General features: G+C 63.6%; 26 protein-coding genes. 21 read left to right on the top strand and 5 right to left on the bottom strand.

The features are described 5' to 3' along the window. The first annotated feature begins 13 nt into the window (after positions 1-13). The 13 genes from FDP28_RS17485 to FDP28_RS17425 all read left to right on the top strand — a co-directional run bounded on the left by FDP28_RS17485 (position 14) and on the right by FDP28_RS17425 (position 11,115). Positions 14-409 (top strand): TadE/TadG family type IV pilus assembly protein, encoded by a 396-nt coding sequence (locus tag FDP28_RS17485; protein WP_186313693.1) that lies wholly within the window; start codon positions 14-16, stop codon positions 407-409. Next, the gene (locus tag FDP28_RS17480; protein ID WP_144662884.1) at positions 406-849 is read left to right on the top strand and encodes a pilus assembly protein TadE; all 444 of its coding nucleotides are present in this window, start codon (positions 406-408) and stop codon (positions 847-849) included. Before FDP28_RS17485 ends, FDP28_RS17480 begins: the two co-directional genes overlap by 4 nt. A 3-nt stretch (positions 850-852) precedes the next feature. Beyond that, the gene (locus FDP28_RS17475; RefSeq protein WP_144662883.1) at positions 853-1,254 is read left to right on the top strand and encodes a pilus assembly protein TadG-related protein; all 402 of its coding nucleotides are present in this window, start codon (positions 853-855) and stop codon (positions 1,252-1,254) included. A gap of 8 nt (positions 1,255-1,262) precedes the next feature. Beyond that, positions 1,263-4,265 (top strand): LysM peptidoglycan-binding domain-containing protein, encoded by a 3,003-nt coding sequence (locus tag FDP28_RS17470; protein WP_144662882.1) that lies wholly within the window; start codon positions 1,263-1,265, stop codon positions 4,263-4,265. A gap of 45 nt (positions 4,266-4,310) precedes the next feature. Next, positions 4,311-4,946 (top strand): hypothetical protein, encoded by a 636-nt coding sequence (locus FDP28_RS17465; RefSeq protein WP_144662881.1) that lies wholly within the window; start codon positions 4,311-4,313, stop codon positions 4,944-4,946. 245 nt (positions 4,947-5,191) lie between these two features. After that, on the top strand, positions 5,192-5,902 hold the full coding sequence (locus FDP28_RS20870) for an ATP/GTP-binding protein (protein WP_186313691.1): 711 nt from the start codon (positions 5,192-5,194) through the stop codon (positions 5,900-5,902). Between the two features lie 11 nt (positions 5,903-5,913). Beyond that, entirely contained in the window at positions 5,914-6,396 is a 483-nt protein-coding gene (locus FDP28_RS17455; protein WP_186313689.1) for a prepilin peptidase, read from the top strand. A gap of 288 nt (positions 6,397-6,684) precedes the next feature. Continuing rightward, positions 6,685-7,281 carry an RNA polymerase sigma factor gene (locus tag FDP28_RS17450; protein WP_144662879.1) on the top strand — a complete coding sequence of 199 codons (597 nt, stop codon included), beginning with the start codon at positions 6,685-6,687 and terminating at the stop codon, positions 7,279-7,281. Then, positions 7,278-7,946, top strand: coding sequence for a hypothetical protein (locus tag FDP28_RS17445; protein ID WP_144662878.1), 669 nt, complete (start codon positions 7,278-7,280; stop codon positions 7,944-7,946). Before FDP28_RS17450 ends, FDP28_RS17445 begins: the two co-directional genes overlap by 4 nt. Continuing rightward, complete coding sequence (locus FDP28_RS17440) at positions 7,933-8,961, top strand: ImmA/IrrE family metallo-endopeptidase (protein ID WP_186313687.1); 1,029 nt, start codon at positions 7,933-7,935, stop codon at positions 8,959-8,961. The genes FDP28_RS17445 and FDP28_RS17440 overlap by 14 nt, the downstream gene beginning before the upstream one ends. 83 nt (positions 8,962-9,044) lie before the next feature. Further along, positions 9,045-9,284 carry a hypothetical protein gene (locus FDP28_RS17435; RefSeq protein ID WP_144662876.1) on the top strand — a complete coding sequence of 80 codons (240 nt, stop codon included), beginning with the start codon at positions 9,045-9,047 and terminating at the stop codon, positions 9,282-9,284. Between the two features lie 11 nt (positions 9,285-9,295). Then, the gene (locus FDP28_RS17430) at positions 9,296-9,646 is read left to right on the top strand and encodes a hypothetical protein (RefSeq protein ID WP_144662875.1); all 351 of its coding nucleotides are present in this window, start codon (positions 9,296-9,298) and stop codon (positions 9,644-9,646) included. Continuing rightward, complete coding sequence (locus FDP28_RS17425) at positions 9,643-11,115, top strand: ThiF family adenylyltransferase (protein ID WP_144662874.1); 1,473 nt, start codon at positions 9,643-9,645, stop codon at positions 11,113-11,115. The genes FDP28_RS17430 and FDP28_RS17425 overlap by 4 nt, the downstream gene beginning before the upstream one ends. A gap of 146 nt (positions 11,116-11,261) precedes the next feature. Here FDP28_RS17425 and FDP28_RS20595 read toward each other — a convergent pair whose 3' ends face one another. Both FDP28_RS20595 and FDP28_RS17415 read right to left on the bottom strand, forming a co-directional pair. Beyond that, entirely contained in the window at positions 11,262-11,927 is a 666-nt protein-coding gene (locus FDP28_RS20595) for a DUF6036 family nucleotidyltransferase (RefSeq protein ID WP_186313685.1), read from the bottom strand. Further along, a complete protein-coding gene (locus FDP28_RS17415) occupies positions 11,924-12,583 on the bottom strand; it encodes a helix-turn-helix domain-containing protein (RefSeq protein WP_144662873.1) in 660 nt (219 codons plus the stop codon). Before FDP28_RS17415 ends, FDP28_RS20595 begins: the two co-directional genes overlap by 4 nt. Positions 12,584-12,930: 347 nt before the next feature. Here FDP28_RS17415 and FDP28_RS17410 point away from each other — a divergent pair, with 347 nt between their 5' ends. The 8 genes from FDP28_RS17410 (at position 12,931) to FDP28_RS17375 (ending at position 23,906) form a co-directional block, all read left to right on the top strand. Continuing rightward, positions 12,931-13,464 (top strand): 3'-5' exonuclease, encoded by a 534-nt coding sequence (locus FDP28_RS17410; protein WP_186313684.1) that lies wholly within the window; start codon positions 12,931-12,933, stop codon positions 13,462-13,464. Between the two features lie 2 nt (positions 13,465-13,466). Continuing rightward, positions 13,467-14,519: a hypothetical protein gene (locus tag FDP28_RS17405; RefSeq protein ID WP_144662871.1), complete on the top strand. Its 1,053-nt coding sequence runs from the start codon at positions 13,467-13,469 to the stop codon at positions 14,517-14,519. Between the two features lie 52 nt (positions 14,520-14,571). Beyond that, a complete protein-coding gene (locus FDP28_RS17400) occupies positions 14,572-14,841 on the top strand; it encodes a hypothetical protein (RefSeq protein ID WP_144662870.1) in 270 nt (89 codons plus the stop codon). Next, positions 14,838-15,665 carry a hypothetical protein gene (locus FDP28_RS17395; protein ID WP_144662869.1) on the top strand — a complete coding sequence of 276 codons (828 nt, stop codon included), beginning with the start codon at positions 14,838-14,840 and terminating at the stop codon, positions 15,663-15,665. The genes FDP28_RS17400 and FDP28_RS17395 overlap by 4 nt, the downstream gene beginning before the upstream one ends. Before the next feature lie 1,078 nt (positions 15,666-16,743). Further along, positions 16,744-21,927 (top strand): CHC2 zinc finger domain-containing protein, encoded by a 5,184-nt coding sequence (locus FDP28_RS17390; RefSeq protein ID WP_144662868.1) that lies wholly within the window; start codon positions 16,744-16,746, stop codon positions 21,925-21,927. Between the two features lie 9 nt (positions 21,928-21,936). Beyond that, positions 21,937-22,497, top strand: a complete 561-nt coding sequence (locus FDP28_RS17385; RefSeq protein WP_144662867.1) for a hypothetical protein — start codon at positions 21,937-21,939, stop codon at positions 22,495-22,497. Positions 22,498-22,602: 105 nt separating this feature from the next. Then, the gene (locus FDP28_RS17380) at positions 22,603-23,289 is read left to right on the top strand and encodes a hypothetical protein (protein WP_144662866.1); all 687 of its coding nucleotides are present in this window, start codon (positions 22,603-22,605) and stop codon (positions 23,287-23,289) included. Continuing rightward, entirely contained in the window at positions 23,283-23,906 is a 624-nt protein-coding gene (locus FDP28_RS17375; protein WP_144662865.1) for an RES family NAD+ phosphorylase, read from the top strand. Before FDP28_RS17380 ends, FDP28_RS17375 begins: the two co-directional genes overlap by 7 nt. Before the next feature lie 68 nt (positions 23,907-23,974). Here FDP28_RS17375 and FDP28_RS17370 read toward each other — a convergent pair whose 3' ends face one another. From FDP28_RS17370 to FDP28_RS17360, 3 genes are all read right to left on the bottom strand, one after another. After that, positions 23,975-24,340 (bottom strand): hypothetical protein, encoded by a 366-nt coding sequence (locus FDP28_RS17370; protein WP_260842520.1) that lies wholly within the window; start codon positions 24,338-24,340, stop codon positions 23,975-23,977. 153 nt (positions 24,341-24,493) lie between these two features. Continuing rightward, entirely contained in the window at positions 24,494-25,102 is a 609-nt protein-coding gene (locus FDP28_RS17365; RefSeq protein WP_144662864.1) for a hypothetical protein, read from the bottom strand. Positions 25,103-25,171: 69 nt separating this feature from the next. Then, positions 25,172-25,423: a helix-turn-helix transcriptional regulator gene (locus FDP28_RS17360; RefSeq protein ID WP_144662863.1), complete on the bottom strand. Its 252-nt coding sequence runs from the start codon at positions 25,421-25,423 to the stop codon at positions 25,172-25,174. Positions 25,424-25,718: the final 295 nt, after the last annotated feature.

Here is a 25,718-nt window from a genome sequence, read left to right as displayed (position 1 = left end):
GGGGGGAGACGGCGTGACAGCAGAGCCTGGCGACAAAGAAGCAGGAACGACGACCTTGGAGTCGATCATCATCCTGCCCTTGATCCTGGGCTTTTTCCTTGTGGTCCTCCAATTCGCCCTGGTCGCCCACGCCTCCAACCTCGCCCACCAGGCCGCTACGGCGGCCGTCGCCGAATCCCGGCGGTCCACCGGCACCGCAGCAGGCGGCGAAACACGAGCACAGGAACTGCTGCGCCAATCCGGAGCCGATGTCCTGCTCCAGGGGTACCAGGTGTCCATCACCCGGAACGCCCAGACAACCTCCGTGACGGTCAGCGGAAAGGCCGTGTCCTTCGTCCCCTGGATGAACGGAATCCCCGTGACCGAGACCATTTCCGGGCCGGTGGAACGATGGGTGCCACGCCAATGAGGAAGCTGCTCTGGCATCTGGACGGACCCGCCGAGAAGGGCTCCGAAACACTCAAAGCCGTCATTCTCGCGCCCGTCTGCGTGGCCATCATCGGCGGGCTCATTGCCGGTGTCCGGTGGAACAACACCACAGTCACCACCGCCCAGGTTGCCCAATACGCCGCCCGGGACGCCTCCCTGACCCGCACCCCGGAAGATGCCTACCGCCGGGGGCTCGAATCGGCCAATGCCTGGGCGCAGGCGCAGAAGCTCCCCTGCAACAACCTGCGCGTCGAGGTCGACACCTCCGGCTACAGGGTCCCGCTCGGACAGACCGGCTACGTCACCGTCAACGTCAGCTGCGACGTCAGCTTCTCCGACACGATCCTCACCGGGCTCCCCGGCGCAGCGACCGTCCACAAATCGGGCACCAGCCCCATCGACCCCTACCGGGAAAGGTGAGCAATGAGCGCCCAGCCCACTCGCAGTGAGCAAGGTGAGACGACCCTGACGTTCATCGTCATGGTCGTTGTCGTGCTTGCCGCGGTCCTGCTCGTCGTGGACGGCGGACGGAAAGTCAGCGGCCAGGAAAGCGCACAATTCATCGCCGGGGAAGCGGCCCGCGTCGGCGCCGGAAGGATCAATCCGGACACCCTGTACGGAAACCGCCCCGCAGTCGACCCGTACGCCGCCCGCAACGCAGCACTCCAATACCTCAGCGCCCAGGGCGCAACCGGGACCGTCAGCGTCACCGGAAACACCATCACCGTCACGGCCACCAAGAAGATCGACTTCATCTTCTTCCCCGGCCCGGCCACCGTCACCGGAACCGCCACCGTTGAACCCGAACACCGGGTCGGGAACTAGGAGGACCCATGTCACTCAAGAAAACTCTCACCGGCACCGCCGCCCTGGCCGCGACGGCCATCATCCTCATCGGCATCCCCGCCGGCCTAATCCTGATCGCCGGCAACCCCTTCGCCGGTCTGCTCAACCTCGGCGATGCCCTGAGCGTGCCTGACTACGGCGGCCGGTACCTCACCGGAACAATCCTTCCCTGCATCGCGTGGATCCTGTGGGCCAGCTTTGCCCTCAGCTTCATCCTCGAGGCAGGCGCCCTCATCCGCCGGGCCCCGGCGGTCCGTCTTCCAGGCTTCGGGCTGCAGCAGCAGACCGCGGCCGCCCTCATCGGCGCCATCCTCCTCATGTTCGCCGCCGTCAGCACCGCCTCCCCGGCCATGGCGGCCCAGAAACCACCTGCAGCTGCACCCACCACCATTACCGCCGCGCTCCACGCCGAAACCACAACACCGGTCCAGCACGAAGCCCCGGCGGCTGTCCGGCATGCCCAGGTCACAGTAAAGGCCGGCGACACCCTGTGGTCCCTGGCCGAGACACATCTCGGAGACGGCCTCCGATACACGGAGATCTCCGACCTCAGCCGCAGCATCACCCAGCCCGATGGTATGTCCCTCGGCTACGACGGCGTGATCCGCCCAGGCTGGATCCTCAACCTTCCGGAAACCCAAGCTCCCGCGGCCGCCGGCAACCACGTCGTCCAGGAAGGCGAAACCCTCGCCGCGCTCGCCCAGGCCAAACTCGGCAATGCAGACCGGTACATGGAGATCTTCAACGCCTCCACAGACATCGAACAGCCCGGGGGAGCGAAGCTCACCGATCCGGACCTGCTCCTTCCCGGCTGGACCCTGGCCATTCCCGCCGCCGCTGCGGCGACGGCCCCAGCCCCCGTAGCTGTAACCCCGGCTACCCCCGCTCCCGCCGCAGAAACCATCGCCCCGGCCATCACGGAACCTCCAGCTCCTGCAACACCGGTCAAGGAAACCCCCGCACCGGCCGCAGCCCAGGCACCCGCAGCACCACCAGCAGAAACCCCGCCGGCACCTGCACGCTTCACCACCAGCCCCGCCCCGGAAGCGGCAACAGCCGCGGTTCCGGAAGCCGCCGACGAAACGGAGTCCGGCGAAGATCTGAGCCTGCTGGCAACCACCGGTGGCATCCTTGGCATCCTTGCCGCCGGGATCCTTGCCACCCTCGGCCTGAAGCGGTTCCGCCAGAGCCGGTCCCGGAAGCCCGGACAAGCCATTCCCGTGCCGGGCAGCGATGAATTCGTCACCGAGCAGGAACTCGTCGCCGTCGAGGCAACCGACCTCCGCTCCGCCGTGGACCAGGCCCTGCGCTGGCTCGCCTCATGGGCTGCGCAGACCGAGCGCCGGCTCCCCAGCCTCTTCGCCGCACGCCTGGCCAATGATTCCATTGAGCTGTATCTGAACACCGCCCAGGAACTCCCCGCCCCCTTCATCTCCATCGCCACGGACAACACCGCCTGGAAGATCGCCGCCGCAGAGGTCCCCGACCTCCTCACCCCGCACAGCGCCCCTTACCCTGCCCTGGTCACCCTCGGCCGGGACAACAACGGCGGTCTCCTGCTGGCCGACCTTGAATCCATCGCCGCCATGACCGTCACCGGCGACGAGGAACTCACCCGCGGAGCCATGATGGCAATGGCCATCGAACTCGCAGTCAGCCCCTGGGCCGATGACCTGCAAGTCACCATGGTCGGCTGCGACCGGCAGCTGCCCGACGTCATGGACACCGGCCGGATCCGCCACCTGGAGGACCTCGACGAGCTCGTGGCCGACCTTCAAGGCCGCGCCCGGCAACTCGACGAACTGCTTAAGACCGTCGGTGCAGAAGACCTCTCCCACGCCCGCAGCCTCGGCACCTACAGCGAAAACTGGATCCCGGAAATCGTCGTACTGGCAGAAGAACCCAGCCCGGAAGTCCGCGAGCAGCTCGCCGAGCTCGTCAAACAAGTCCCCCGCGTCGGGATCGCCGCCGTCTCCGGCAGCCACATCAGCGGGCCCTGGGAACTCAAACTCCACAGCCGTGAAGCCGCAACCCTGGCCCCCGACGGCATCCAGCTCATGCCCCAGGTCATCTCCGATGAGGAATACGCCCGGATCGTGGCAGCCATGCGAACCGCCGACAAAGCCCCGGCCGCCAAAGCCGAACAGGTCGAGGAAGTCACCGTCCCCGACGATGCTTCAGCCCTCGTCAACCAGCTCGCTGAAGTGCCCTCCGAACCGGAACCGGATCCGCTGGCCGCTTTCAACAATGAGGCACCGTTCATCACCCTGCTGGGCCCCGTACGCCTCCACAACGCAGCAGGGGAGCGCAGCACCGGTGGATCCCACCATTCACGCTCCGTCGAAATCATCGCTTACCTGGCACTGCACCCGGGCGTCGACTTCCGGACCTTCCACGCCGCCATGTGGCCAGGGACCAGCCCCGAAGAGAAGTTCCAGACCAGGAACTCAGCCTGCTCCCGCGCACGGCGTCTAATCGGCAAAGCCGACCCGGACACCGAATGGTTCCCGAAGGTCGTCCCGGGCGTCGATGTCTACAACCTGCACGAAGACGTCAAGACCGACTGGCACCACTGGAAAGCACTCGTACCAGGTGCACCCGCCGCCGTTTCCACAGAGAACCTGGCAAAGGCCCTTGCCCTGGTCAAAGCAGAACCCTTCAATGACCCGGGCCGCGGCTACGGGTGGTCCCATCTCCTCAAAATGAAAATGTCCGCCACCATCGCCGATGCAGCCACCGTCCTCTGGGAACGGGCCTTCAATGCCAGTGACTTCGACACAGCTGCCAAGGCAGCAGCAGCCGGCATCAAAGCCGAGCCCTACAACGAAGAGCTCCACCGGAAAGCACTCCGTGTTGCAGCGGCCACCGGCGACACCAAGAAGGCCTCAGCCCTCGTCAACCAGCTCACAACCCTGCTTTCCTCAGCCGACGAAGACGCCGAACCCGACCGCGAAACCAAAGACCTGATCACCGCACTCCGGCTCGCCTGAGTGTCACAGCTACCTGCTACGAACGAAAACGACGAGGGAGACCCCATGATGAAGACGAAGACAGCAAGCGCAGTACTGGCCATCATCGCCCTGACCGCGCTCAGCGCCTGCACCACGGACCCCAAGCCGAACCCCACCACATCAACAACAGGCACCACCACGGCCAGCACCAGCCCCACGCCAACCCCTAGCACCGTGGCTCCTCCCACACCGGTCACCAGCAACGCACCCGCGAGCTCAGAACAAGCCATTGAGACAGCCGGCCAAGCCGCGATCGCCTATTTCAAAATGGGCAACATCATCGCCCAGGAAAGCGGTGCAAACCCTCAACGCATCGCACCCTTCGCTACCGACAGGGCCCTGGAGGTCGCCAACGCCCAAGCCAAGAACTATGCAACGCAGCAGTTCAAGATGATCGGTTTCTACAACGTCACTGTGAGCCATGACCAGAGCACGGCATCAGATCTCGCCCAGCAAAACGGTACGGCAGTGCGGTTCGGGGAAGTCATCCTCAATACGTGCGTAGATATCTCAACGGCCAAGTTCCTCGACGGCAGTGGGAATGCGGTTCCCGATAAGGACAATCTTCCTCGCCGTGTAGTGAACGTGACCGTCGGCTACAACCCCGCCGACAAAACGTGGAAGGTTGTTGATACGTCGGGGGCTCCAGTCGCATGCTAAACCGCATTGGCCGCTGCCTCGTGGCACTCTTCATCACAGTCACCGCGCTGGTCACCTTCGGAGGTAGCCCGGCGCAGGCAGATGGAGTGTCCTGTGACCCCACTTCCCCCATCTGCGACATCTCCGTTAACCAGCCTGGTGGCGGGGGTGGTAACGGAAATGGCAATGCTACTGCGCCAGGCAGCTTCACACCTGGGCCGTCTACATGCAGTACGAAGTCTGGTGACGGGACCAAGGATGTCGAAGTGCCTTGCTCCGAGAACGGCAACCCTTGGTACGCGCCGAAGAATTGCTATCTCGGTCTCCAGGAGCCTCAGGGGACTGCGCCTGCTGGGAAGGACGGATCAGTCGGTGCCCGGTATGTCTGCAAGTCCTGGGATGACTGCCTACCCCCTGTCGATCCTGTTCTTGGCTGCACACCAAAGGTTCGAGTCAGCTTCTGGCTCGATACCCCTCCGCCGGGCTTCAACCGCTACACCCCCGCCCAGGCAGCAGCCGCCCTGGTGAAGACCTTCAGGCTCAAAGGCATCGAGATCGGCATCGTTCCCCATGATGCGCCTGGCTATGCCGGCACCGTGGGTCTGCCGGTCTGGCTATGGGTGAACAACCCGCAGCCCCTGACATACGGCCCCTACACGGAAACAGCCACACTGGGTGGAGTGACCGTCACCGCGACGGCCAAAGTCACCCAGATCAGCTGGGGCATGGGTGATGGAAACACCGTCACGTGTGCCGGCCCAGGAACACCTTGGAACCACACAGTGGACCCTTCTCCCGATTGCGGCTACCGCTACAACAAGCAATCCGCCGGTCAGCCTGGTGATGCCTACACAGTAACGGCCAATAGCCAATGGACGGTCGATTGGTCCGGTGCCGGGCAGAGTGGCCAGATCCCGCTGCAGGCCACGTCCCAGACTCAGATCCGCATCGGCGAGATCCAGACGATCATCAAGTAACGAGGAGTCCCATGGACTGGCTGACTGCAACCGCGCTCACAGTGGCCTTTGTGGGCGCCGCTGCCGTCGGCGTCTGGGTCTCCATCACGGATCTTTGTGAGAAGCGGATACCTGACAAAGTCCTCCTTCCCGCCTACCCGGCAGGTCTGGCCCTTCTCTGCCTAGCCAGCGCCTCCTCCGGCCGCTGGACAGCCTTCCTGGGTGCGGTTGCCGGCATGGCCGCCCTATGGGTTCTCTTCTACCTAATCGGGGCCATCCGGCCCGGACACCTCGGCTTCGGCGACGTCAAGCTCGCCGGCTTTCTGGGAATGTTCCTTGGTTACATTCACTGGAGCCTGCTGTTCTGGGGCATTGCACTAGCATTCCTGGTCGGTGCCGCAGCGGCCGTCGTCTTGCTCGCCAGAAACAAGGCCACGTTGACTACCGCCATCCCGCTTGGCCCGTGCCTCGTCATCGGCGCGGCGGGATCCATTGCGCTATCCGCACTGGGCTGAAGGCCGAAATGCGGCCGAGCATCTTACTGGCCGCGGTCGTTCCTTTGCCGGGGCCACAGGGAAAGGCGGGCGCCATCGACCACCACCAGTGGTCCCTAGCGCCATTCTTCCGGGCAGCTTGTCCGGAACGGGGATGCTGCCTACCGCTCTGACCTGCCCCAACGCGCCATGACGACAAAGAAGATTCAGCCCTCTGCTAACACATGACGTTGCAACCTCGACTACCTCACACAAGTAGCATTCTGAATAGGCTTCATTTCGTGGAAATCTGACCTAGCGGCGGGGAGCATGGACCCACAACAAGACGTGGTTTCGGAGGCGGAGGTATCCACCGTCCCACAGGACATCGGTGCGATATACCTGGAACACCGCGATGTGATGTACCGCGTCGCCTACGCCATGCTGCGCACCGACGGCGACAACCAGGCGGACGACGTGATAGGCGAGGTGATGGTCTCAATCCTCAATAATCCGCCCGGCCACATCCGGAACTGGGAGGCTTACCTGGTCCGCGCGGTCCAGAACAAGATTCGGGACTTGTGGAAGTCCGCCGCGCACCGTCGCGAGCAACTCCAGCTCGCCGAAGCCACACCGCTTGAAGGCGACCGCCTAGGCGGCAACGAATTCGAAGACGACCCGGCCTCCGAGGTCGTGGAACAAATCGGCCGTCAGCAGACCGTGCAGTCAGTGCGCGACGCAATGGCCGAGATGGAAATCTGGGATCCTCAGGCGGCCTATGTGCTGTGGCAGTGCACAGGGCTGGAAAGAACATCCCAACAGGTCGCCGACGAGCTCGGCGTGTCGAGCTCGCGGGTCCGGCAAATCGCGTCGAAGGCGAGAAAGAAATTGACAAGCCTCTTAGAGGCCAAGGAGGTGGAACTATGAACGAGGAGACCGACCAGCTCTTGGAACGACTGCTGGAGGAACCGCCAGGCCCGCAGCGTGAGCAGATGCTTGCGCAATTCGACAGCGACCGACGCGAGGAAGTTCTGAAGATGCTTAATGCCGCAGACCTGGTGTGGGAGGCGGCACATACTGCGCCTCCGCTTGAGAATGATCCGGTGGCTGCAATCCTGGGCGTGGTTCCAGATCCCAACTTCCAACTCGACTCGAAGGCACTTGCACGAGCCTGCCAGGCTAGCCGCGTCAAGCCCACCGCTCTGGCGGCCCGGCTGAATGCCCGGGGGTGGAAGGTGGACCCGTCCGATATCTTCCGTTGGCAAACACGTCCCGCTCCAGACGTTCCTCCAGCGCTGATCAAGGCGATCGCAGAGGAGGTGCGCATCGACCCGGAACGTCTTGTTGCTCAGCCGCTGCAACAGCGGACCACGCTCCTCGGAGTGGTCGAGGAGGTTGCCGCAACACAGCTCTTCCGCGAGCTCGTTCAGCGGTTTGCCAAGGTACAGAGAATCTCGGCTCACATGGCGGAATCGGCCATGAAGTCACGGATGCTTGCCACAGTTCATCGTGGAGACATGCCCGATAAGGAGCAGATGCTGGCCTCCCTGGAGTCACTCATTCATGCGCTGGAGACAGATGAAGACGCTTGAAGAGTGCGTAGAAGCAGCGCTGGAAGGACTTAACCATAAGGTTCGCATGGATTTCGCCACCGATCCGAAAGCGGCTCTTCGCGACGGTCTCGGCCTGAAAGTCGGGCACGCCGAGCACCTCAGCGAAAAACGCGGCGATGGCGGAGCATGCGACGGGGTCTCCTTCCTCAAGGACGGGGTAATTCTCTATGCGCCGACTCCCTGGAGCCGACGGGAGAACTTCACCTTGGCCCATGAACTCGGCCATTGGCTAATTGACCACACCCCTGCTGTTTATGACTGGCTCGTCGAGCAAACTGACCCGAACCGGGAACTCGAAACGATCTGCGACCGCATTGCCCAACGGCTCCTGCTTGCCGAATCCGACATCGACCACATTCTGGGGGGCGCCCAGGTTCAGGCCCGGCACGTCCTAGCCCTCTATGAACGAAGTAACGCCAGCATGCCGGCATGTGCCATCGCTCTGGCCTCGAGGCTTCCCGGACTCGGCGCAGTGCTGATCATCGAATCCGACCCCGATCCCAACTCGACCGTAGTGCGCTACGCGAGCGTCCGTCCAGATCCAGAGAAGGGCTGGCCGAAGATCTACCCGTGGCCTGGTCAGGTTGTCCCGCCTGGCCACCCCCTCCGGGCCATACGCACGGGAGGCTCTATTCGGCAGCGCAGCTTCTGGGCGATGCCTTGGGGCGGACAAGTCGACTTCTACCTCGACGCTGTCGAGGCAGACGGCCGCTGGATTGTAGTGATGGCCGACACCGACCTGTGGGGTGCCGAGAAGTTCCACCCCAACGCTCACCGCGAATTCGATCAGCGACTCGAACAAGAGGTCAGCTGCTGCGGCCTGACACGGACGGTCCGCGGGTACCCCTGCCCGAAGTGCAACCAAGTGCCCTGCCCGAATTGCGGGTGCCGCTGCGACCGCCAGACTGACGAGCTGATCCTGTGCGCCGGCAGCTGCTTCTTGAAATTCCGGCCGAACCTGCTCACCAACGGCCTGTGCGAGGAGTGCCGCTAACACTTCAAGCCGCTACCTCGTCTACTTGCTGAGAGGACGTCGGGACAGGCCCGGCGACTCGATCAACGGCAAGGAGAATAGTCATGACCGACCACAAGAACCCGAGCGAAACAATCACATTCACGGTCGACAACGTCGAGCTCAAGGTAAGCGACAAGCACCAGACCGCTGGAGCGATCCTCGCCCTCGCCGGGCTGGACGCGGCGATGTACGAGCTGGCCAAACTGCACGGAGACGGCGCAGCGTACAAGGCGGACCAGCAGGTCATCGTCCACGAAGGTGACGCTTTCGTAACCGTGCGCACCAGCGCCCCGGTTGCCTGAGGAGGCGAGCGATGGAGTACGGGATCAACGCCATGATGAGGTGTCTCGAAGCGCTCGGCGCCATGCCCGTGCTCCGTCACGGGCTCCTCACCTACACAGTCACACCCACCCATGGGGCCCGAGCGGGCCAGCAGGTTCAGGCCGGGATCGCCGAGGCTGAAGCACAGCTCTGGCCCGCAACTCCGCCTCACTGGGTGCACATCCCAGAAGATGTCATGATCCCTGGGTCAAATACACAACCCTCCACGCATCCCGGCTGGCTCGGCCATTCCCGCGATATCCAAGGCTGGGCCCAGGAGGTCAACCACGGCATGGCCTGGCTCTCCCACGTACGCAGCGTGTTGGCCGGAGCCGTCTCATGAGGGCCCGACGCCTGTCGGTCGCGATGACCGCCGACATTCACGAGACCCTGAAACGGCACCTCATCCGCGAGGATGGCGACGAGGACCTCTGCTTGGCCATGTACGCACCTTCGACCGGTGCCCGTCGCGATAGCGCGCTCATCCGCGAGGCCTGTCTGCCACTCAATGGTGAGCGCAAAGTCCACGGCAACGCAACGATCACCGGCCGGTACGTCCTGCGCGTCGCGAGGGAAGCCCGCAACCTTGGTCTGGGAGTCGCGATACTCCATTCCCACCCCGGTGGCGGAGGATGGCAAGACCTCAGCGACCCCGATGCCGACGCCGAGGCGTCTTACGCGCACATGATCGCGCAGGTCACCGGACTGCCGCTGATCGGCATGACGCTCGCGGGCATCGATGAGAAGTGGTCTGCACGCCAGTGGAGCGCTGAGGGGAACCACTCCGCGGCTGAGAGTGTGCGGGTCGTGGGCAACCGACTCCAAGTCAGCTGGAACGAACAGCTCGTGCCGGCACCCCCCGCAATGCCCAGCCAGCTCCGCACCGTCTCTGCATGGGGCGACCCGACCCAGGCCAGCATCGCACGGTTACGCGTCCTGGTCGTCGGTTCCGGAAGCGTGGGCATGGACGTTGCCATCCGGCTCGCAGCCACGGGGATCCAGAAGGTCGGAGTAATGGACTTCGACGTGGTGAAGGAGGTTAACCGGGACCGACTCGTCGCCGCCACGCGCCGCGACGCCAGGCACGAAATCCCCAAGGTCGACGTCGCCCAACGCGCTTGTATCAACGCCGCGACCGCATCCGCCTTCGAGTTCCAGCGCCACCACCTCAACGTCACGACCCCCGAGGGGCAAAGCGTGGCCCTCGACTACGACGTGATCTTCTCCTGTGTTGATCGGCCCTCGCCTAGATCCGTTCTCAACCAGATCGCCTACACGGACCTCATTCCGCTGATCGACGGCGGAATCGGCATCGACACATTCGAAACCGGCGAAATGAGAAACGCCACTTACCGTACACACGTCCTTCGACCTGGCCGCCCCTGCCTACAATGCAACGGCCAGCTCGATCCGGCTCAGGTCTCACGTGACCGCCTCGGACTCTTCGACGACCCCGCCTACATCGAGAAGGCCGGCCAACCCGAAGCCGGCAAGCAGAACGTAACGATGCTGTCAGCCTCGGTTATGGCCTCGCAGCTGGCACTATTCGTCTCGCTCCTTGCGGCCCCGTCCAAGTTCGGCGAACCCGGGCCACTGCGCTTCAGCCTCACCACCCACCGACTCGAGCACGTCGAAGCCATCACAAACCCTGCCTGCATCTACGAGCACCTCATAGCCCGAGGAGACCAGCGAGTCCCTCTAGCACAGACTGCGGCTACATCACCTGCCACGGGATCAGGACCGATCCGGACGCTGCTCGGCCAAGTAGCGCACTTCCTGGTTGGCCTCGTCAAGCGGGAGCATCTTCGCTAGAGCTAGAGCGCGTGGCTTGCATCGTGGAACCGCCTAGCGTACTTTCGGCTCCGCGCAAGCCCCAAACGCGCTACCAACCAAAACATGTGGCGTTACTGGCGGTCCGATGTCCCCTGCAGCGCTCGCTAGGGTGGAGGAGTGCTGTTTCAGGTTCCCTCTGCTGTGCCTGGGCGGCGCCGGAAATGTCCTTCGACATGACGGCCGTCCCTGACGTGCGGGGCGACCCATACGTCCCCCAGGGTGCTGTCACTGTCCCCGGCACCGGCGGCCGCCACGATCGGCCTGGCGGCCATCGCGTCTTCCACGACGATCAAGTAATTTTCCCGGCCGGCGGCCAGTGGGATCGAGTCCTCGCCGTACTTCTCATACGCCAGATCGACGGCGTCCTCCGGGTCGGTGATCCCGAGTTCGTTCAGGAGACGCGCGATGTCGGGAATGTCCTTCTCCCGTTCAGCGGCGATCTTCATGGCCAGCAAGGTCCTAGTGTCGGCTGCCCGGACGGTCAATCCGCCCAGTGACTCCAGATCTACCCAGCTCGCGCCGTCCGGAACGAACGCGGCCGAGTTGGAATTGAGCCAGTCGCCGGCCAACCCGTACTCGCCAGCCATCTGTGCCACGATGCCCTCGACGGCCTCCTTGTCTGCGTAGCTGGCATCGATGTCGGTCGTCGTGCGGGCAGCTATTCCCTGGAGGATGAGGGCGGCTCCGCCAACCAGCCGGATGTCACCACTGATCCCTTGGTCTTCCAACCTGCGGGAGAGCTCGTGCAGCAACGCCCTGACCTGATCACCGCTCAGTTCCGCCCGGCTCATGCGTTGACCAGGCTACGTTCCCGGATGAAGACGTTCAGTTCCGCGAACTCCTCCGGTGTCTGCTGCTTGGTCAGTTCCTTCATTTTCTCCGCGACAGGACGGTACGTCTCAGCCGGGAACCAAGGGAAGGCAAGCCGTGGGAACCTGGTCCAGGCGGGCCGTTCCTGGCCAAGCCTGCGTGCAATGAGCGCGGTGGCCGCGGCCAACGCCGCCGTCCATTCCTTGCTTGCCAGGCTGGGCTCCTGCTCAAGCAGGGGCCGTCCCTCCGCCAAGGACGCCGTGACATATTCGGAGAGTTGCTTGAGAGCAAACTCGTAGTCCTTGTGGCGCAGCAACTCCGCAAAGAGCTGCTGGTAGTTCCGTGTCCGGGGATCCAGGCTGCGGCCCTCCTGGGCGAGACCCAGCTCGAGGCGGACCCGGTCAGGCGGCGTTGTCTCCTGGATGGCGGCCAGACCCATCTTCAAAGCAGCGAAGATCTGAAGAAGCTTGCCGAACTCGGCCCGAGGGTGGCCCGCCTCGATCTCCGCAAGAAGTTTCCGGGAAACGTGGGCCGTGTCGGCAACCTGCTGCTGTGTAAGACCCAGCGCTTTGCGACGTGCCTGAATCGCGCGGCCGGTGCCCTCCGGCGTGGTCAGTTCCAGCGTGGTCGTGGACATGCTGCCTCCCTGGTAAAAGTTGCTCACCTATATCATGCCACCGAACGGTTACACGGGAAAGTGTCCATCCAACTGCACGAACCTTGCTTGACCATTGCAAGACCCTTGCACAGGTGTTTCCCTATCCCTGCTTCCCGAGGGGAGGGCGTCAGGGGAATTGTCGGAGGGTGAGGCTACCGTCAAGGACTAGGTGCAGCTCAGGCAGGACAGGCCTCCCCATGGATCCGTCCCGAGCAGGAAAACCGCCGGAAACCCAGTGGAAAAAAAGTTGCCCGCCGGTCCAGCCTTCGGGCGGTTCGGGGGTACTCCTTCTAGTTGAAGCCGCACTGAACCAGAAGGGAAGCCTCATGCCACAGCTGCAGGGAACACGCCTGGCCTTCATTGACGTCGAATCCACGGGCCTGGATGCCACCGATGAGCTCGTTGAACTGGCGATCATCTCCGAAGACGAGCGGATCCTTTTCGACTCCCTGGTACGTCCCGCCGGATCCCACGCTTCACACGCCGAACACATCCACGGCATCACCGCCTCGCAACTGGCCTCAGCACCCCCTTTCCCCGAGGTTGAAGCGGAGATCTCCACACTCCTTGACGGCGCGGTCCCGGTTGCCCACAACGTCGACTACGACCTGGAACTGATCCTTCGCGCCTACACACTGCATTCCGCGGAGACCGCGCCGGCCCCGGCTGGGCTCGAATGCACCATGGGCATGGCAATGGCTGCCGCCGGATCTTCCCGGCGGTTGCGTCTCCACGAGGCACTCGAGCGATTCGGCATACAGAAACCCTCGACCGGATCTTTCCATCGCGCAGCCTACGACGCTGAATGCGCCCGCCGCCTCTGGCTGGCCCTTTCCCTGCGAGATCCAGCGAAGGACTGAACATGTGCCGCGCCAACTCCCAAGGCGGCCGGCGCTGCAAAGGCTGCCAGGCCACGGCAGCCCGGGACGCCCACAACTTCCGCCGCCGCCTCAACCGGGCGATCAAAGCCGAAGCCCTTGAACGCGCCCAGGCCGCCGGACTGCCATCGACGAAGATCGCCATCCTCAAACAACTCCCGCCAGGGCACGCCAAGCAATGGGCCCTGGAAAACGGACTCGCCCCTGGCAACACCGGAGGGGACATAGCACCAAAGCCACAGGCCGCGGCCGCCGCAGCTGCCCAGGCTCCGGAACCCGTTCCCTCCGGGCCGGCCGCCGGGGCACCGCCTGAAGTACGCGAACAGGCTGCAGCCCTGATGGCCCTCCAAGGCACCCACCCGGACGAAGGCCAGCTGCTGTCCAAGGAGGTCTCCGAAATCGGATTCATTGGCGGGGGAGTGAACACCACCAACCGGGTGGTGTTCACCGACGGCACCGTCGGGTTCCACAAACCCTTCAGTGGACTCAACGACTCATGCGCATCCGCCTACGGCCAGCAAGACCCGCTCCAACCCATCCACGAAGCAGCCGCCTGGCACCTGGCCAACTGCCTGGGTGCGCGCTTCAGGAAACTCGTACCCCCCTGCGTTCTGCGTGAGGTGGACGGCGAAATCGGCTCCCTAGCCAAAGGCGTCACCGGAATGCAGGGCTCACCCAGCAAACCGCGGCGTGCGATCGCAGAGGACGCCGCCTTCTTCGACGCCCTGATCGGCCAACAGGACCGGCACCGATACAACTTCTTCACCGAAGGGGACAACATCCACCTCATCGACCACGGATTCACTTTCGCGACCACGGGAGACGCCATCAACCGCTCACACTTCCTGGAGGAACGCACCCGTAGAAATGCCACCCGGCTCAAGGCCTTCGAAACCGCTGCTCTCAAGAAGCTCCTGGCCAGCCCGAACCTTCACGGACTCGCCGATGTTCTGACCCCGGAACGTGCCCAGGCCTTGAAACAACGCGCCGAGGACATGCTCTCCACAGGCCGCCTACCGGCCGTTGGACGCTACTGATAGAATTAATCAACATAACGTTTATGCATTCATCACGAGGAGGTGCATCCCAATGATCGAAGTTCGCTTCAAACGACCCACCCCTGACCTGAAGGACTACGACGTCTTCGCAACCGTGAAGGTCGCTGACGACGGCACCTACACCTTCGAAGGAAGCGAAGCCCAGGAACTGACCGAAGTTCACATCCTGGACCCGGGCCGGCCCGGCGGCCAGCTCAAGTTCGCCGAAGATCCCTACGCCTGGGCCCAGCTGTGCGGCCGCGCGTTCCGCACCCCCTACGTGGTGCCCGAAATCATCCAGGACACCTCGACGGCCCGATGACCAGCCGCGAGGACCCCGGCCGCGAACTGCCCACCCTGGCCGAATTCATGAGCCAACCAACCAAGTACCGATCGCCGCTGCCCGACGTCGTTGATGCGTTGAGAACGGCCGATACCGCGACCGCATTCCTTCACGCCCTCTTCCTTCCCTTGCCTCCCCGGACACCCGGGAAAGGCCTGGATGCGACCGATACTTACCTGCGTAAGACGGGAACCGGGTTTGTCCGGGGGAACCGGATCTACCTTTACCCCAGGCAAAGCCTCCACACGGCAAAATCCAACGCCAGAAGCAACGACGGCTTCCTCTCAGCATCGGCACAACGCGTTGAAAACTCTCTCCTTGCGGCCGGCTGGCGATGCCCCAACCCAGGCATGGAGGCGACTGTCAGCATCGTCGAGGGCCGCAAGAGGCGGACCGCTTGGGAAATACCCGCCTACGTCTATACACACGCCAAAGCCATCCCTACCCACACGCCGGCTACCCCCGCCCAGACTCTCCGGGCACTCTGCCGTGTCTTTACTGTCCGGGAAACAGCCAGACTCTTTGACGTTGGACTCAGCACTATCGAGTACTGGATCTACATGAGCCGCCCAGTCCCAGATCGAATCACCAAACTTGCAGACACCATGTATGCCATCACCTCAGGATTCCTCCTGGCCGGACATTCGAATCCTCTTTTCTGGCTGCGGCAACCAAGCACAGCACTTCAGAGAGCACGTCCAAACCTCAGAGACATACCCCGCGAACTGCTCCTGGCCGGCGAGAGCGCACCAGTACTTGAAGCAGCTGCAGTCGCCATCGCTGCCGGCGACAGCCGCACCTAGGGTCTGGTCCACGCCGGCCACACCTCCGTGCGGAACAACACAAATGCACCCAACTCACCAAAAAATGAGGGGTACTGATTAATCCTGTTCCGGGCACCTGTTCCACTTGTTCCGGCCCTAGGACCCTTGCAACCGCAGGGAAGTAGCCCATCGTTGGACTGCCCCGCGTAAAGATGCCGGAACAGGTGGAACAGGTCCTGTTCCGGGCACCTGTTCCACCTGTTCCGGCCAATAATCCCTGCAAACACAAGGGATTCGGCCCAGCCCAGCATCCGAAACGGAGCCTCCGGAACAGGATTTCGGAACATAAGGTGTGTGTAAGGTCCCTGCATACGTACATGTCATGCATCGAGGGCAACGCAAAAGAGAACACCAACGCCCAGCGGGCTTGGCCCGGGCCAGCGGAAAACATTGGAAAAAGTTCGGGCACATCCCAGACTCGGCTCGATTCCCGAGTACTCACAAAGGACATGAGGCTCACGACACACGACACGCGGGGATCGGCAATTACTGATTCATTAATGGGAGCCCATGCTAGAAAAGGTTCATGGCAGCTTCTACTCAGCCCCGACGAGGGCGTAAACCCAGCAAGGGCGAACGCGACCAGCTTCTCGGACGCGTTCCGAAAGAGCATGGCGCGATCTACGAAGCCCGACGTAAGGAACTTGGTCTCTCCCAGGCCGACTATGTCGCACTCCGGATGGCTCAGTCAGAGGGTCTGCCGATCCCTGGTTACATCGCTGATGTCATCGACATCAACTCGGCCCGACCTCAACCACATGGAGGGGGAGCGGTGGCTATCTAGCAACGAAAAAGCGCCTCTCCGGTTTGCCGACCAGAGGGCGCTCATTCGATTTGGTTCAAGAGATCTTTCGTTTGGACGCGAGTTTCGATCTCTGGATTCAGTTTTCAGATCTGCCTTGCCAGCAGTTCCAGTTCAGGGTTTTGTTTCCTATCCCCTAATTCAGGTTTGGTCATGACTTTACAGCATCGGGATTTTTTTCGTCTAGGTTGCACACCGGCGTGCCTCCTGACGATCGCGCCTCTCTTGCTGTCTCCCGAGCGGGAGGCGGTGTAGATGACTGAGTTTTCGACGCGCGCTTCGGTGGACCGGGTATGGGAAGCCGCCGACCGTCTCGGTCTGCAGCCGACCAAACGTTCCAATGATTTTCATATCGTTTGCCCCCTGCATGGTGACCGGACTCCTTCCCTGCACGTGACTTGGAAGCCCGACGATGAGGGCTTCACCCTCCTGCACTGCTTCGGCTGCCAGGCATCCCAGCGGGATCTTGCCGAGGCACTGGGCCTGACGCTCTCGGATCTGTTCGACAACCCCCGCCCATTCAGCCCTGACAAGTCCTGGATCGTGAACCGAAAGTCATCGACTAGGCGACGGCCGAAACTGGATCCCCTACCGGCCCGCAACACCTTGCCGGCCAAGTCCCGGACTCCGCTGCAGTTCGACGAGACGGCCGTCTACAGCTACTGCGACCTGGACGGCGCCGTCGTCCAGCAGGTTGTCCGCGAAGAGGCCCAGACCCCGGACGGCAAGGAGAAGCGCTTCACCCAGCGGTTCATGAACACTTCCACGGGCAAGTTCGTCAAGCGCAAGCCCGAAGGTTTCCAGCCAGTCGTCTACAACTGGCCTGCAGTTGCTGAGGCAATCCAGGAGGACCGCCCGGTCTGGATCGTCGAGGGCGAAAAGGACGCCGATACCGCCGTCGCGCACGGCCTCGTGGCCACCACCAACGCCCAGGGCGGCGGGAATTTCCCGGCCGAGCTCGGGGCACTCTTCACCGGCGCCGACGTCGTCGTCGTCGTGGACCGCGACCAGGCCGGCTACCAGCGCGGTCACGATCTCGCGCAGCTGCTCGGTGAACACTCGGCCAGGAGCGTCACCCTCTACGTCCCGGCCACCGCAGCAGCCAAGTCGGACCTGACCGATCACTTCGAAGCCGGCTTCGGGGTCGCAGACTTCGTCCAGGCAACGTTCGAGGAAATGCGCGTTTGGGCCATGACAGAGTCCGTGAAGGCTCTGACGGGCAAGGTCATCGAATGCGAAAAGGAGATCGGGGCGACCCTTCGCTCCGGCAAATCCGGCCAGAATCCCACGGTCGCGCAGCTCAAGGACTCCGCGCGCTGGGCCGAGGAATCGTACCTCCGGTGGATCAAGGTCGCCGAAGCAGCCCGCGATACCCTCATGACGGCCTCCACCGTAGCCTCACCCTCAGCCAGGGACGCGGAAGAAATCGTCACTACTTCCCTGGCCCAAGCCGGAGACATGGCGCGTCTGTGCCACGCGGCCGCGCACATCAAACTTCCCAAAGAGCTCGAGGAAACCCCGGCGCCGGCGCCCCGGCCCATCGTTGTTGGTATGTCCCCCGCGGCTGCCGATGACGACCAGGAATCCGACAATCCCCCGGCCATCCCGGGACACACCATCATCGCCGGGGACGACGGCCGCCCGAACATCGGCAGCACCTACATCGTGCGCAACGGCGAAACCGTCCAGGTCAAATACGTCAAAGACGGCGAAGAATACGTCCCCCGCTTCCACACCGTCATCCACGGCTGGGCCGAAATCGACCAGATCCTCGTCGCCGACAACGGCCACGAAGACGGCACCACCCCCGCAGACACCAAGTGGATCGGTAACTTCTTCCGCTGGGCACGCGAAGATGACGGAACGATCAAACGCGATGAAAACAGCCGTCCGAAAATTGAATCCGAACCCTTCGCCTGGGGCCCGGATGAACTAAAGAACGGCAACTGGGTCAACAACCTGCCCTGGCCAGGCCTGCTGGAATCCACCACCTCCCGGGGGAAAGACACCGCGGTGCAAGCGCTCCTGCGCGCCAAGCCAGCACCCACCCAGCGCACGCCGATCTACACCGCCACCGGCTGGCGTACCGCCGATACCGGGGACTTCTTCGTGCACGCCGACGGCGCCCTCGCCAAACACGGGAACATCTCCGTCCAGACCGAACTGCCCGCCCCGTTCCGCGTCTACCGCTTCACCGAACCCTGCACCGAAGCCATGGCGCTGCGGGACGCCTTCGAGGAGGGCACCGCCCCCTTGCTGGATCTGCCCGCCAGGATCGTCGCCCCCCTCCTGGGCACCGTCTGGCGCTCCTTCATGAAGAGCGTCCGCGTCGTCACCCACCTCGCCGGCGGCGCCGGCACAGGTAAGACGGCCCTCGGCCGCGCCGTCATGCACTACGCGGCTCCGACCCTGTCCTACCTCGGCTCTGACCGAGACATCCTCTCCGGATCCAACAAGGGCGGTACAGCCCTGGGCCTCATGCGCGCCCTGGAATCCTTGTCCTACCTGCCCGTACTCATTGACGATTTCACCCCCGACGGCGACCTGAAGAAAGCCCAGCAGAAGCTGGACGAACTCGCCCGGGCCCACTACAACGCTTCCGGCCGCGTGGTCTCCACCCGCGAAGGCGGCGTGAAGTCCAGCCGACCCTCGCTGGCAACCCTGATCACCACGGCGGAATTCACCGCCTCCGGATCCGCCGGCACACGCACCCTGACCCTGGCCCTGAACGCCGGAGACATCCCAAACACCGGCCAGGTGTTCCAGCAGATCGAACGGCCCAACCGGCGCCAGGCACGCAACATCGTCGGCTCCACGCTCGTGGCCTGGTTGGCTGAGCGCCGTACCAAGATGCTCGAAGCCGAAGAGACACACCTGGAGGACCCGGACCACCCGGAGAACCTCTTTGCGTTCTGGACCAAGCGCGCAGCGGCCCTTCCCCACACCGAAGGCGCCAAGGGCCGCATGGTCGAGGCCGCAGCGGACGCTTCCGCCGGGATCCGGCTGATGATGTCCATGCTGCGCGACTACGGAGCAGCCACGGCCGAGGAAGCCGAGCAGTTCATCGCCTGGGCCAACGAAGGCATCTTCGAGGCCATCCGGTCCCAGGACTCCAGCACCGGCGACGCCGGCGAGCAGCTGCTGTTCTACCTGCGCGAAGCGATGAGCTCGCAGTCCGGCCACCTCACCGATACCGAGGGCGGCTTGCCCCTGGACCCCATCGGCTGCGGCTGGACCAGGCGCGGCAGCGGCCCCGAGGCCATCCACCTGCCGATGGGAGCGAAGATCGGCATCATCAAGGAAGACCGCGTCTACCTGCTGCCCAACGTCTGCATCCGGATTGCCCGGCAGCTGGCCATGGGCGCCGACATCTCGTTCTCCGAGACAAGCACCACGATCAGTTCCTCCTTCCTCGCCCACGGCTGGATCACGCCCGACGGCTCCGGGGCAAGGTGTGTTTCCCGGCGCATCAACGGCGTCAAGCAGCGCGTCTGGGACATCCCGCTCTCAGTCCTCCTGGGCGATGACAACGGCCAGGATCCCTTGCCGATGAACCCGGTCAACCCCTTCCAGCCAGCCCCCGAGTCCCCGACCCGGCCGATGCAGCCGGCACCCTCCCAGGGACCTGCAGAAGGGGACATACCGCCGGCCGAGCTGCCCGCGGCCGTAGCAGTCGATACCCGCCGGCAGGACGCCGAGGGAGCCGTGGGAATCACCGCATCCCTGGATTCACCCCGGGCCTGCATTTTCTGCGCCCGCCCGGTACACCAGACCATCTGCGGCGACCCTGTCTGCTGGCCGGATTGGAAGAGCTCTACGGCCGAAACCCGGGCCTTCGCCCTGGCAGCTGGCAGCACTGCGGAGGCCCCGGTGCAGCCTGGATCCCAGCAGCCCGGAACCGCAGTGATGCCCTCTGCCGAAATGCCCGCGCAGGCCACCACCGCACCCCGCGGTGACTACGCCTTTGCCGCGGCCGTCCTAGACGCTGACGGGCTCTGGACTCCTGACGGCGTCCTCCACGAACTTGACCCGTTCCCGCGTCACGCCGGCGACGTGGCCAAGCTCGCTGGCGATTTCAACCTTGGAGCCCGGATCACCTCGTACCGTTCCGGGTCGACCACGAAGTGGCGCACGGCCCGCGGATCCATCTGGCTGACATACGACGCTGCGCTGAAGATGGGTCTCCCCGTGGACGAACGCTCCGATATGCCGGCCCTGTGGCGCAGTGAGATCACCAAGCTCACCGAGAACCACCCGACCCTGACCGATGCCATCGCCGACGGCTGGACCGTGGGCGGATCGAAGACCGCCTACACCTCCTGGACCAGGATCTACCGCGGCCACGAAGGTGCAGTGATCGCCATGATCCCGGCCATGAGCCCGGACATGCGCGACTATCCGATCCTCTCCGATGCCCCCACCGCCGGGGTCTTGGCACGCCGCCTGCAGATCTTCACCAACGCCCTGGGCCACCCCCTGCTGATGGGATCCTCCAGCACCGGGATGGACCTGATGTTCGCCCTGCCCACCAAGGAGCACCGCCAGAAGTACTTCCAGCCCAGCAAGCTGCTCGAGGACGTCTACGCCGGCCGCATGCCGGAAATTGAAATCAACTGGTCCCGCAAACCCAACGCGGACGAATCCAAGATGCTCTACGTCCACGCCTACGACCGCTCCGGGTCTTACCTGGCCGGCACGCAGAGCACCATCCTGCCGATCGGGGAACCCGTCCACCACCCCGAGGGCACCGATTTCGATGCCAAGACCCCCGGATACTGGCAGATCGACGTCGTCGACTCCGAAGACTGGCGCCTGCCCAACCCGGTCTTTCCTGTCCAAGGGCAGATCCCGGAAACGATCTGGGTGACCACCCCGACCCTGGCCCTGGCCATCGAACGCGGTATGTCCCCCACGATTCACCAGGCCTACACCTGGGAAGGCGGGCGGATCCTGGATTCCTGGGCGGACCGGCTCAACCGTGCCAGGACCTCGCTGGCCGAATCCGAGGATCCGGAGGCCGCGCTTCCGCTGAAGCAGGTCAAGCGGGTCTACACCGAATCCATCGGCATGATGGTCTCGGACCACCTCCGCAAGCGCAACGGCGAGGGCTACGCGCCCGAGAGGCGCGACACGATCATCGGCCGCTCCAAGGCCAACCTGCTCCGCCGGGTCATCGCCAACGGTGAACGCTCCGGCCAGTGGCCGGTGGCCATCGGTACCGACTCGATCGTCTACGTCTCCAACGAGGCCGATCCGATCAAGGCCTGGCCCGGCCAGCCCGAGTGGCTCGGTACCAAGCTTGGCCGGTACCACCACGTCGGATCCCACCTCCTGAGCGAACACAGCAAATTCCTCACCGGCCACGGCTACAACGGCGGCCTGGAACACCTCAAGAGCGGCATCGAGATCGTCCTCGACCACTCCCGGGAAAGCGCCTAAGGACGGACCATGCGTAATGCCTTCTTCAAGTTCTTCACCGGCCGCGAGGGCGACACCTCCGGCCGGGCCGACGGCGATCTGAAAGCCCAGCTCGTCGCCGCCTACGGCACCAACAAGCGCGGCGGCGTGGACACGGCCAAGGCCGCTAAGTCCCTGGGTGTTTCACAGCGCGCGGTGAACTACTGGCTCCAGGGCAGATACAAGCCGAACACGGACCACCGCAAAACTATCGCGACCAAGTCCCGCCAAGCGGCCACAACAAAACGCGGCCGCCAGCGGCTTGCCGACTTCGCCCGCAAGCAGCCGGCCGCTAAGAACAAGGCTCCCCAGATCTATGTCATGGGCCTGCAAGGGCCCCGGAACGCCCAGAACGAGTACCTGCGCCACCGCATCACCAACCTCTGGCAGAACCTGTCCCAGAACGACATCAACGACTTCATCGACGTCTGGGCCGAAGGCGGCGAAGACGCTGCCCTCGACTGGCTGCAGAACGCTTTCAGCACCGGCTACCTGGACGAATGGGGCTTCAAATCCATCGATTCCATCAGCTTCCAGGACCCCCGACTCTGACACTTCCGCCCGAAGCGAACCCGCAAAGTGCGGCTAGTACCAAAACCCACTGCCTCCCGACGCTGCCGACGAGTAGCATTGATGTAGCAGGCGTCAGGAGTTGAAATGCCCCACGAAGAAAAGGTTGAAACCCTACTTTCCTCCCTCTTCAAGTCACTCACCGTGGCTGAAATAGGGGATGTTGTGGCGCTCGTGGAGAAGAAACCCGGCTCCAGGGAACCAGCGTTAAGCCCTCAACAAACGAAGGCTCGCCTAAACGCGGTTTTGGAGCATCATCTGCATCAACCTCTGACAGCAGAAGGCAAGCTCATCCTGGCCGCGCTCAATATGGAGCGCAGCGTCGAGGCACTCGGCCCAGCCCTGGCGGATATCCACGGTGAAACCTCTCCCCAACTCGCTCGAAGCATGCAGGCCACCGAAAACGCCTGGCGCGAAATGGAGACCGAGTTCGGCTTGCTGACCAGCATTGAGGTATCCAAGGCAGTTGGCTCAAAGTTCCCAAACAGGAGCTACGCCTCGGACCAGCGCGCAGCCGGAAAGCTCCTTGCCATCAAACGCCCCGGGGGCTTCAAATACCCGGGTTTTCAGATCGACCCCCCCGAACATGCCCTTCGACCGGTGATAAAGGATCTGCTCGAGCTGGCCGCAGAAGCTGGCCGTTCGGAGGCCGGACTGGCACTGTGGATAATCTCCCCGACGGGCTACCTGGACGGTGCCCGCCCCGTAGACCTGCTTGACGAGCCCGAAACGGTGGTGGAAGCGGCCCGGCAGTCCTTCAACGTCCAATGGTGAGGCGGACCCCGCCGAAACCCTTCAAGCCGCATGACTGGATCCTTGAAGCCAATACCGGTCTCTACCGGGTGTTTGAGAATAGTCCCGGTCGGTCGGTGATAGCCTTCAACCCCGGCTTCGGCAAACCAACCCGCTTCGCTTTTTTCGGGACACCGCCCGTGTCCGTCCTCTATGCCGCTCAGACAGAAGAGGCCGCCGTGTGCGAGTCCATCCTCCACGACGTACCGCCGGGGCCAGGGACGGTCCTGTACGACAGCTTCAAGGGGCGTGTATGCGCCAAGCTCGCCCCGACCCGCGACCTGAAACTGGCCGCCTTCATGGGGGACGGTCTCCGGGCCTTGGGGACCGAGCCGAAATACGTGACGGCCACTATGGCTTCGCAGTACCCGAGGACGGTCCGCTGGGCGCGGGCTGCACATGGTGCCGGCTACGACGGGGTGGTCTGGATGAGTCACAGGCGTGAGACTGATCGTGCCTACGTGTTCTTTGGTGACCGGGTCCTGCCCAAGGATCTGGTGCCGGTGCCGGGGTTGGCCCACGCATTTGCCGCAGGCCCTGGCTACGACTGGCTCGCCGACTATCTGGCCAGCATCAAACTCGAGATCCTCATGACCTAAGGAGCCGCCCGGCAGGATGACGGGCCAACCAGGGGACTTATGCCTTTCGGTGGTATGTCCCTGCTGGTTCAGGGGCCCAGCTGCAGCAGTGGCTTCACCTGGCCGGTCTCGTAGGCTTTGGCCACCGCGGCTCCTGCCTCTTCAAAGACAGTCTTGCCGTTGGGCAGGACCAGATGCGCGAAGAATTCTTCCTCGAACCCCACGATTCCCGCTTCCACGGCCTCAAGTTTGGCTTTTACGACCAGGGCAAGCGCCCGCCAGCTCTGCCGTACCGCCTGCTCGTATTCCTTGGCCGCTGCCTCGGGGGCGCGCAGCTGGCCTTTAGCCGGCGTGTGCGTGAAGCGTCGATCGGCCTTGTCCCCGGCATGGGCAGCACGAACCGCACCTGGCGCCCTCTGGCCACGAATCCGATCATGGCCCGGTCCTCGATCCATCCGTACATGAAACTGGTCGCGCCGTACCTGGTGAGCGTCCGTTCGATCTCCGCCCTCGACGCAGCGCTGTCAACGGTGGTGGACTGCGCATATCTCTGCGATGACATCCGTTCCTGCCTTTCCTGCCAACCTGGTCGAATCCGGGAACGGCTCCTAGGAGTCCGAATTACCGATCTTGCTGTACTTGTACGCCGCGGCCGGAAACTCATGCAGAGGAGGCCTTGGAGCCCGCTCCAGCCATGTTTCTGTGGCACCCTTGGGCAGCTGTGATCCGTCCAAGCGAATCCTCCACCCGTCCATCGCCTCAAGCACATCAAATTTCAGCAGCTGCGCCACGAACCTATTGGCCATCAGCCTGGTGTCCAGGACAAGGCCGGCCGCACGGAGCCTGGCCAGCGCCTTGTCGGTATCGATGGAAACAACCGGCCGGACCAGCGACGGGAACCGCTTGACCCGCACGATGGAGACAAAGTGCGGCTCCAGCCACCCGTCCCGCCTCCACACATACTCCACTTTGCGGCGCTGAGGGGGCACATTCAGCCTGGCCAGCGCCTCAGCTGCGTAGTCCCGCGCCCGCCGCTCTTCCTCAAGGATCCGCTGCTCGGGCCTGAACGCTGCCAGGAGCTCCGCAAAACGGGCGTCTGGGACATGCAGATCCCCGCTGCCCTGCAGCCAGCGCTGCACGGTCCGAGGACTCACTCCGACCGCGGCCGCGATCCTTCCGGCATGGGGGCGGCCGGCCCTGGTCCGTCCGAATTTCACCCCAAGAGCATCGAAAAGCTCATCCCGGGACCAGGCCGGCGGCTCGGGGGAGTGGCCCGCACCCATCGCTTAGCTGTCCTGTCCGTCCGTGGGCGGCTTGGGCTTGTTCAGAGATCCCTTGCGCCGGCCGCGCCTGCGGGTCTTGCGGTACTCCACGTACTTATCCACCTCACGGGGAGTCCAGTAGCTCATCCGCCCGATGACCTGACCGGCGGGGAACTGGGGATCCTGGGAACGGTAGGCATACAAGGACGCAATCTTGACCCCAAGACGCTCCGCGAACTCGGCCGCACTGACCTTGCCACGCAGTTCCGACCCCACAGCCAACTCCCATCTCAAGGACGAATTTCAATCAACCCCAACTTGATTATATCCGGCGCGGCCGCAAACCGGCAGATCACGAATCAGCCAACAGTCCCCAAAATTACTCAGTTGCAATATCCGGCACGAGCGTTCCGGAAACCATGAAGAACCCAAGGTTCGCACGGATTAAGGGCGGTTTACCGTCCTGCCAAGCTGTTGGCGCACGGCGCCAACCCCGGCACCGCCGGCACCAACCCGGAGCCAGGGGCATCCGCGACGGATGACCCGGGCGCGTCCGGGGCAGCGTGGGATG

This window comes from Paenarthrobacter nicotinovorans (genome assembly GCF_007670255.1).
Classification (GTDB): Bacteria; Actinomycetota; Actinomycetes; order Actinomycetales; family Micrococcaceae; genus Arthrobacter; species Arthrobacter nicotinovorans_B.
The sequence above is the reverse complement of the archived record's forward strand: the minus strand, read 5'-3'. Positions and strand labels throughout refer to the sequence as shown.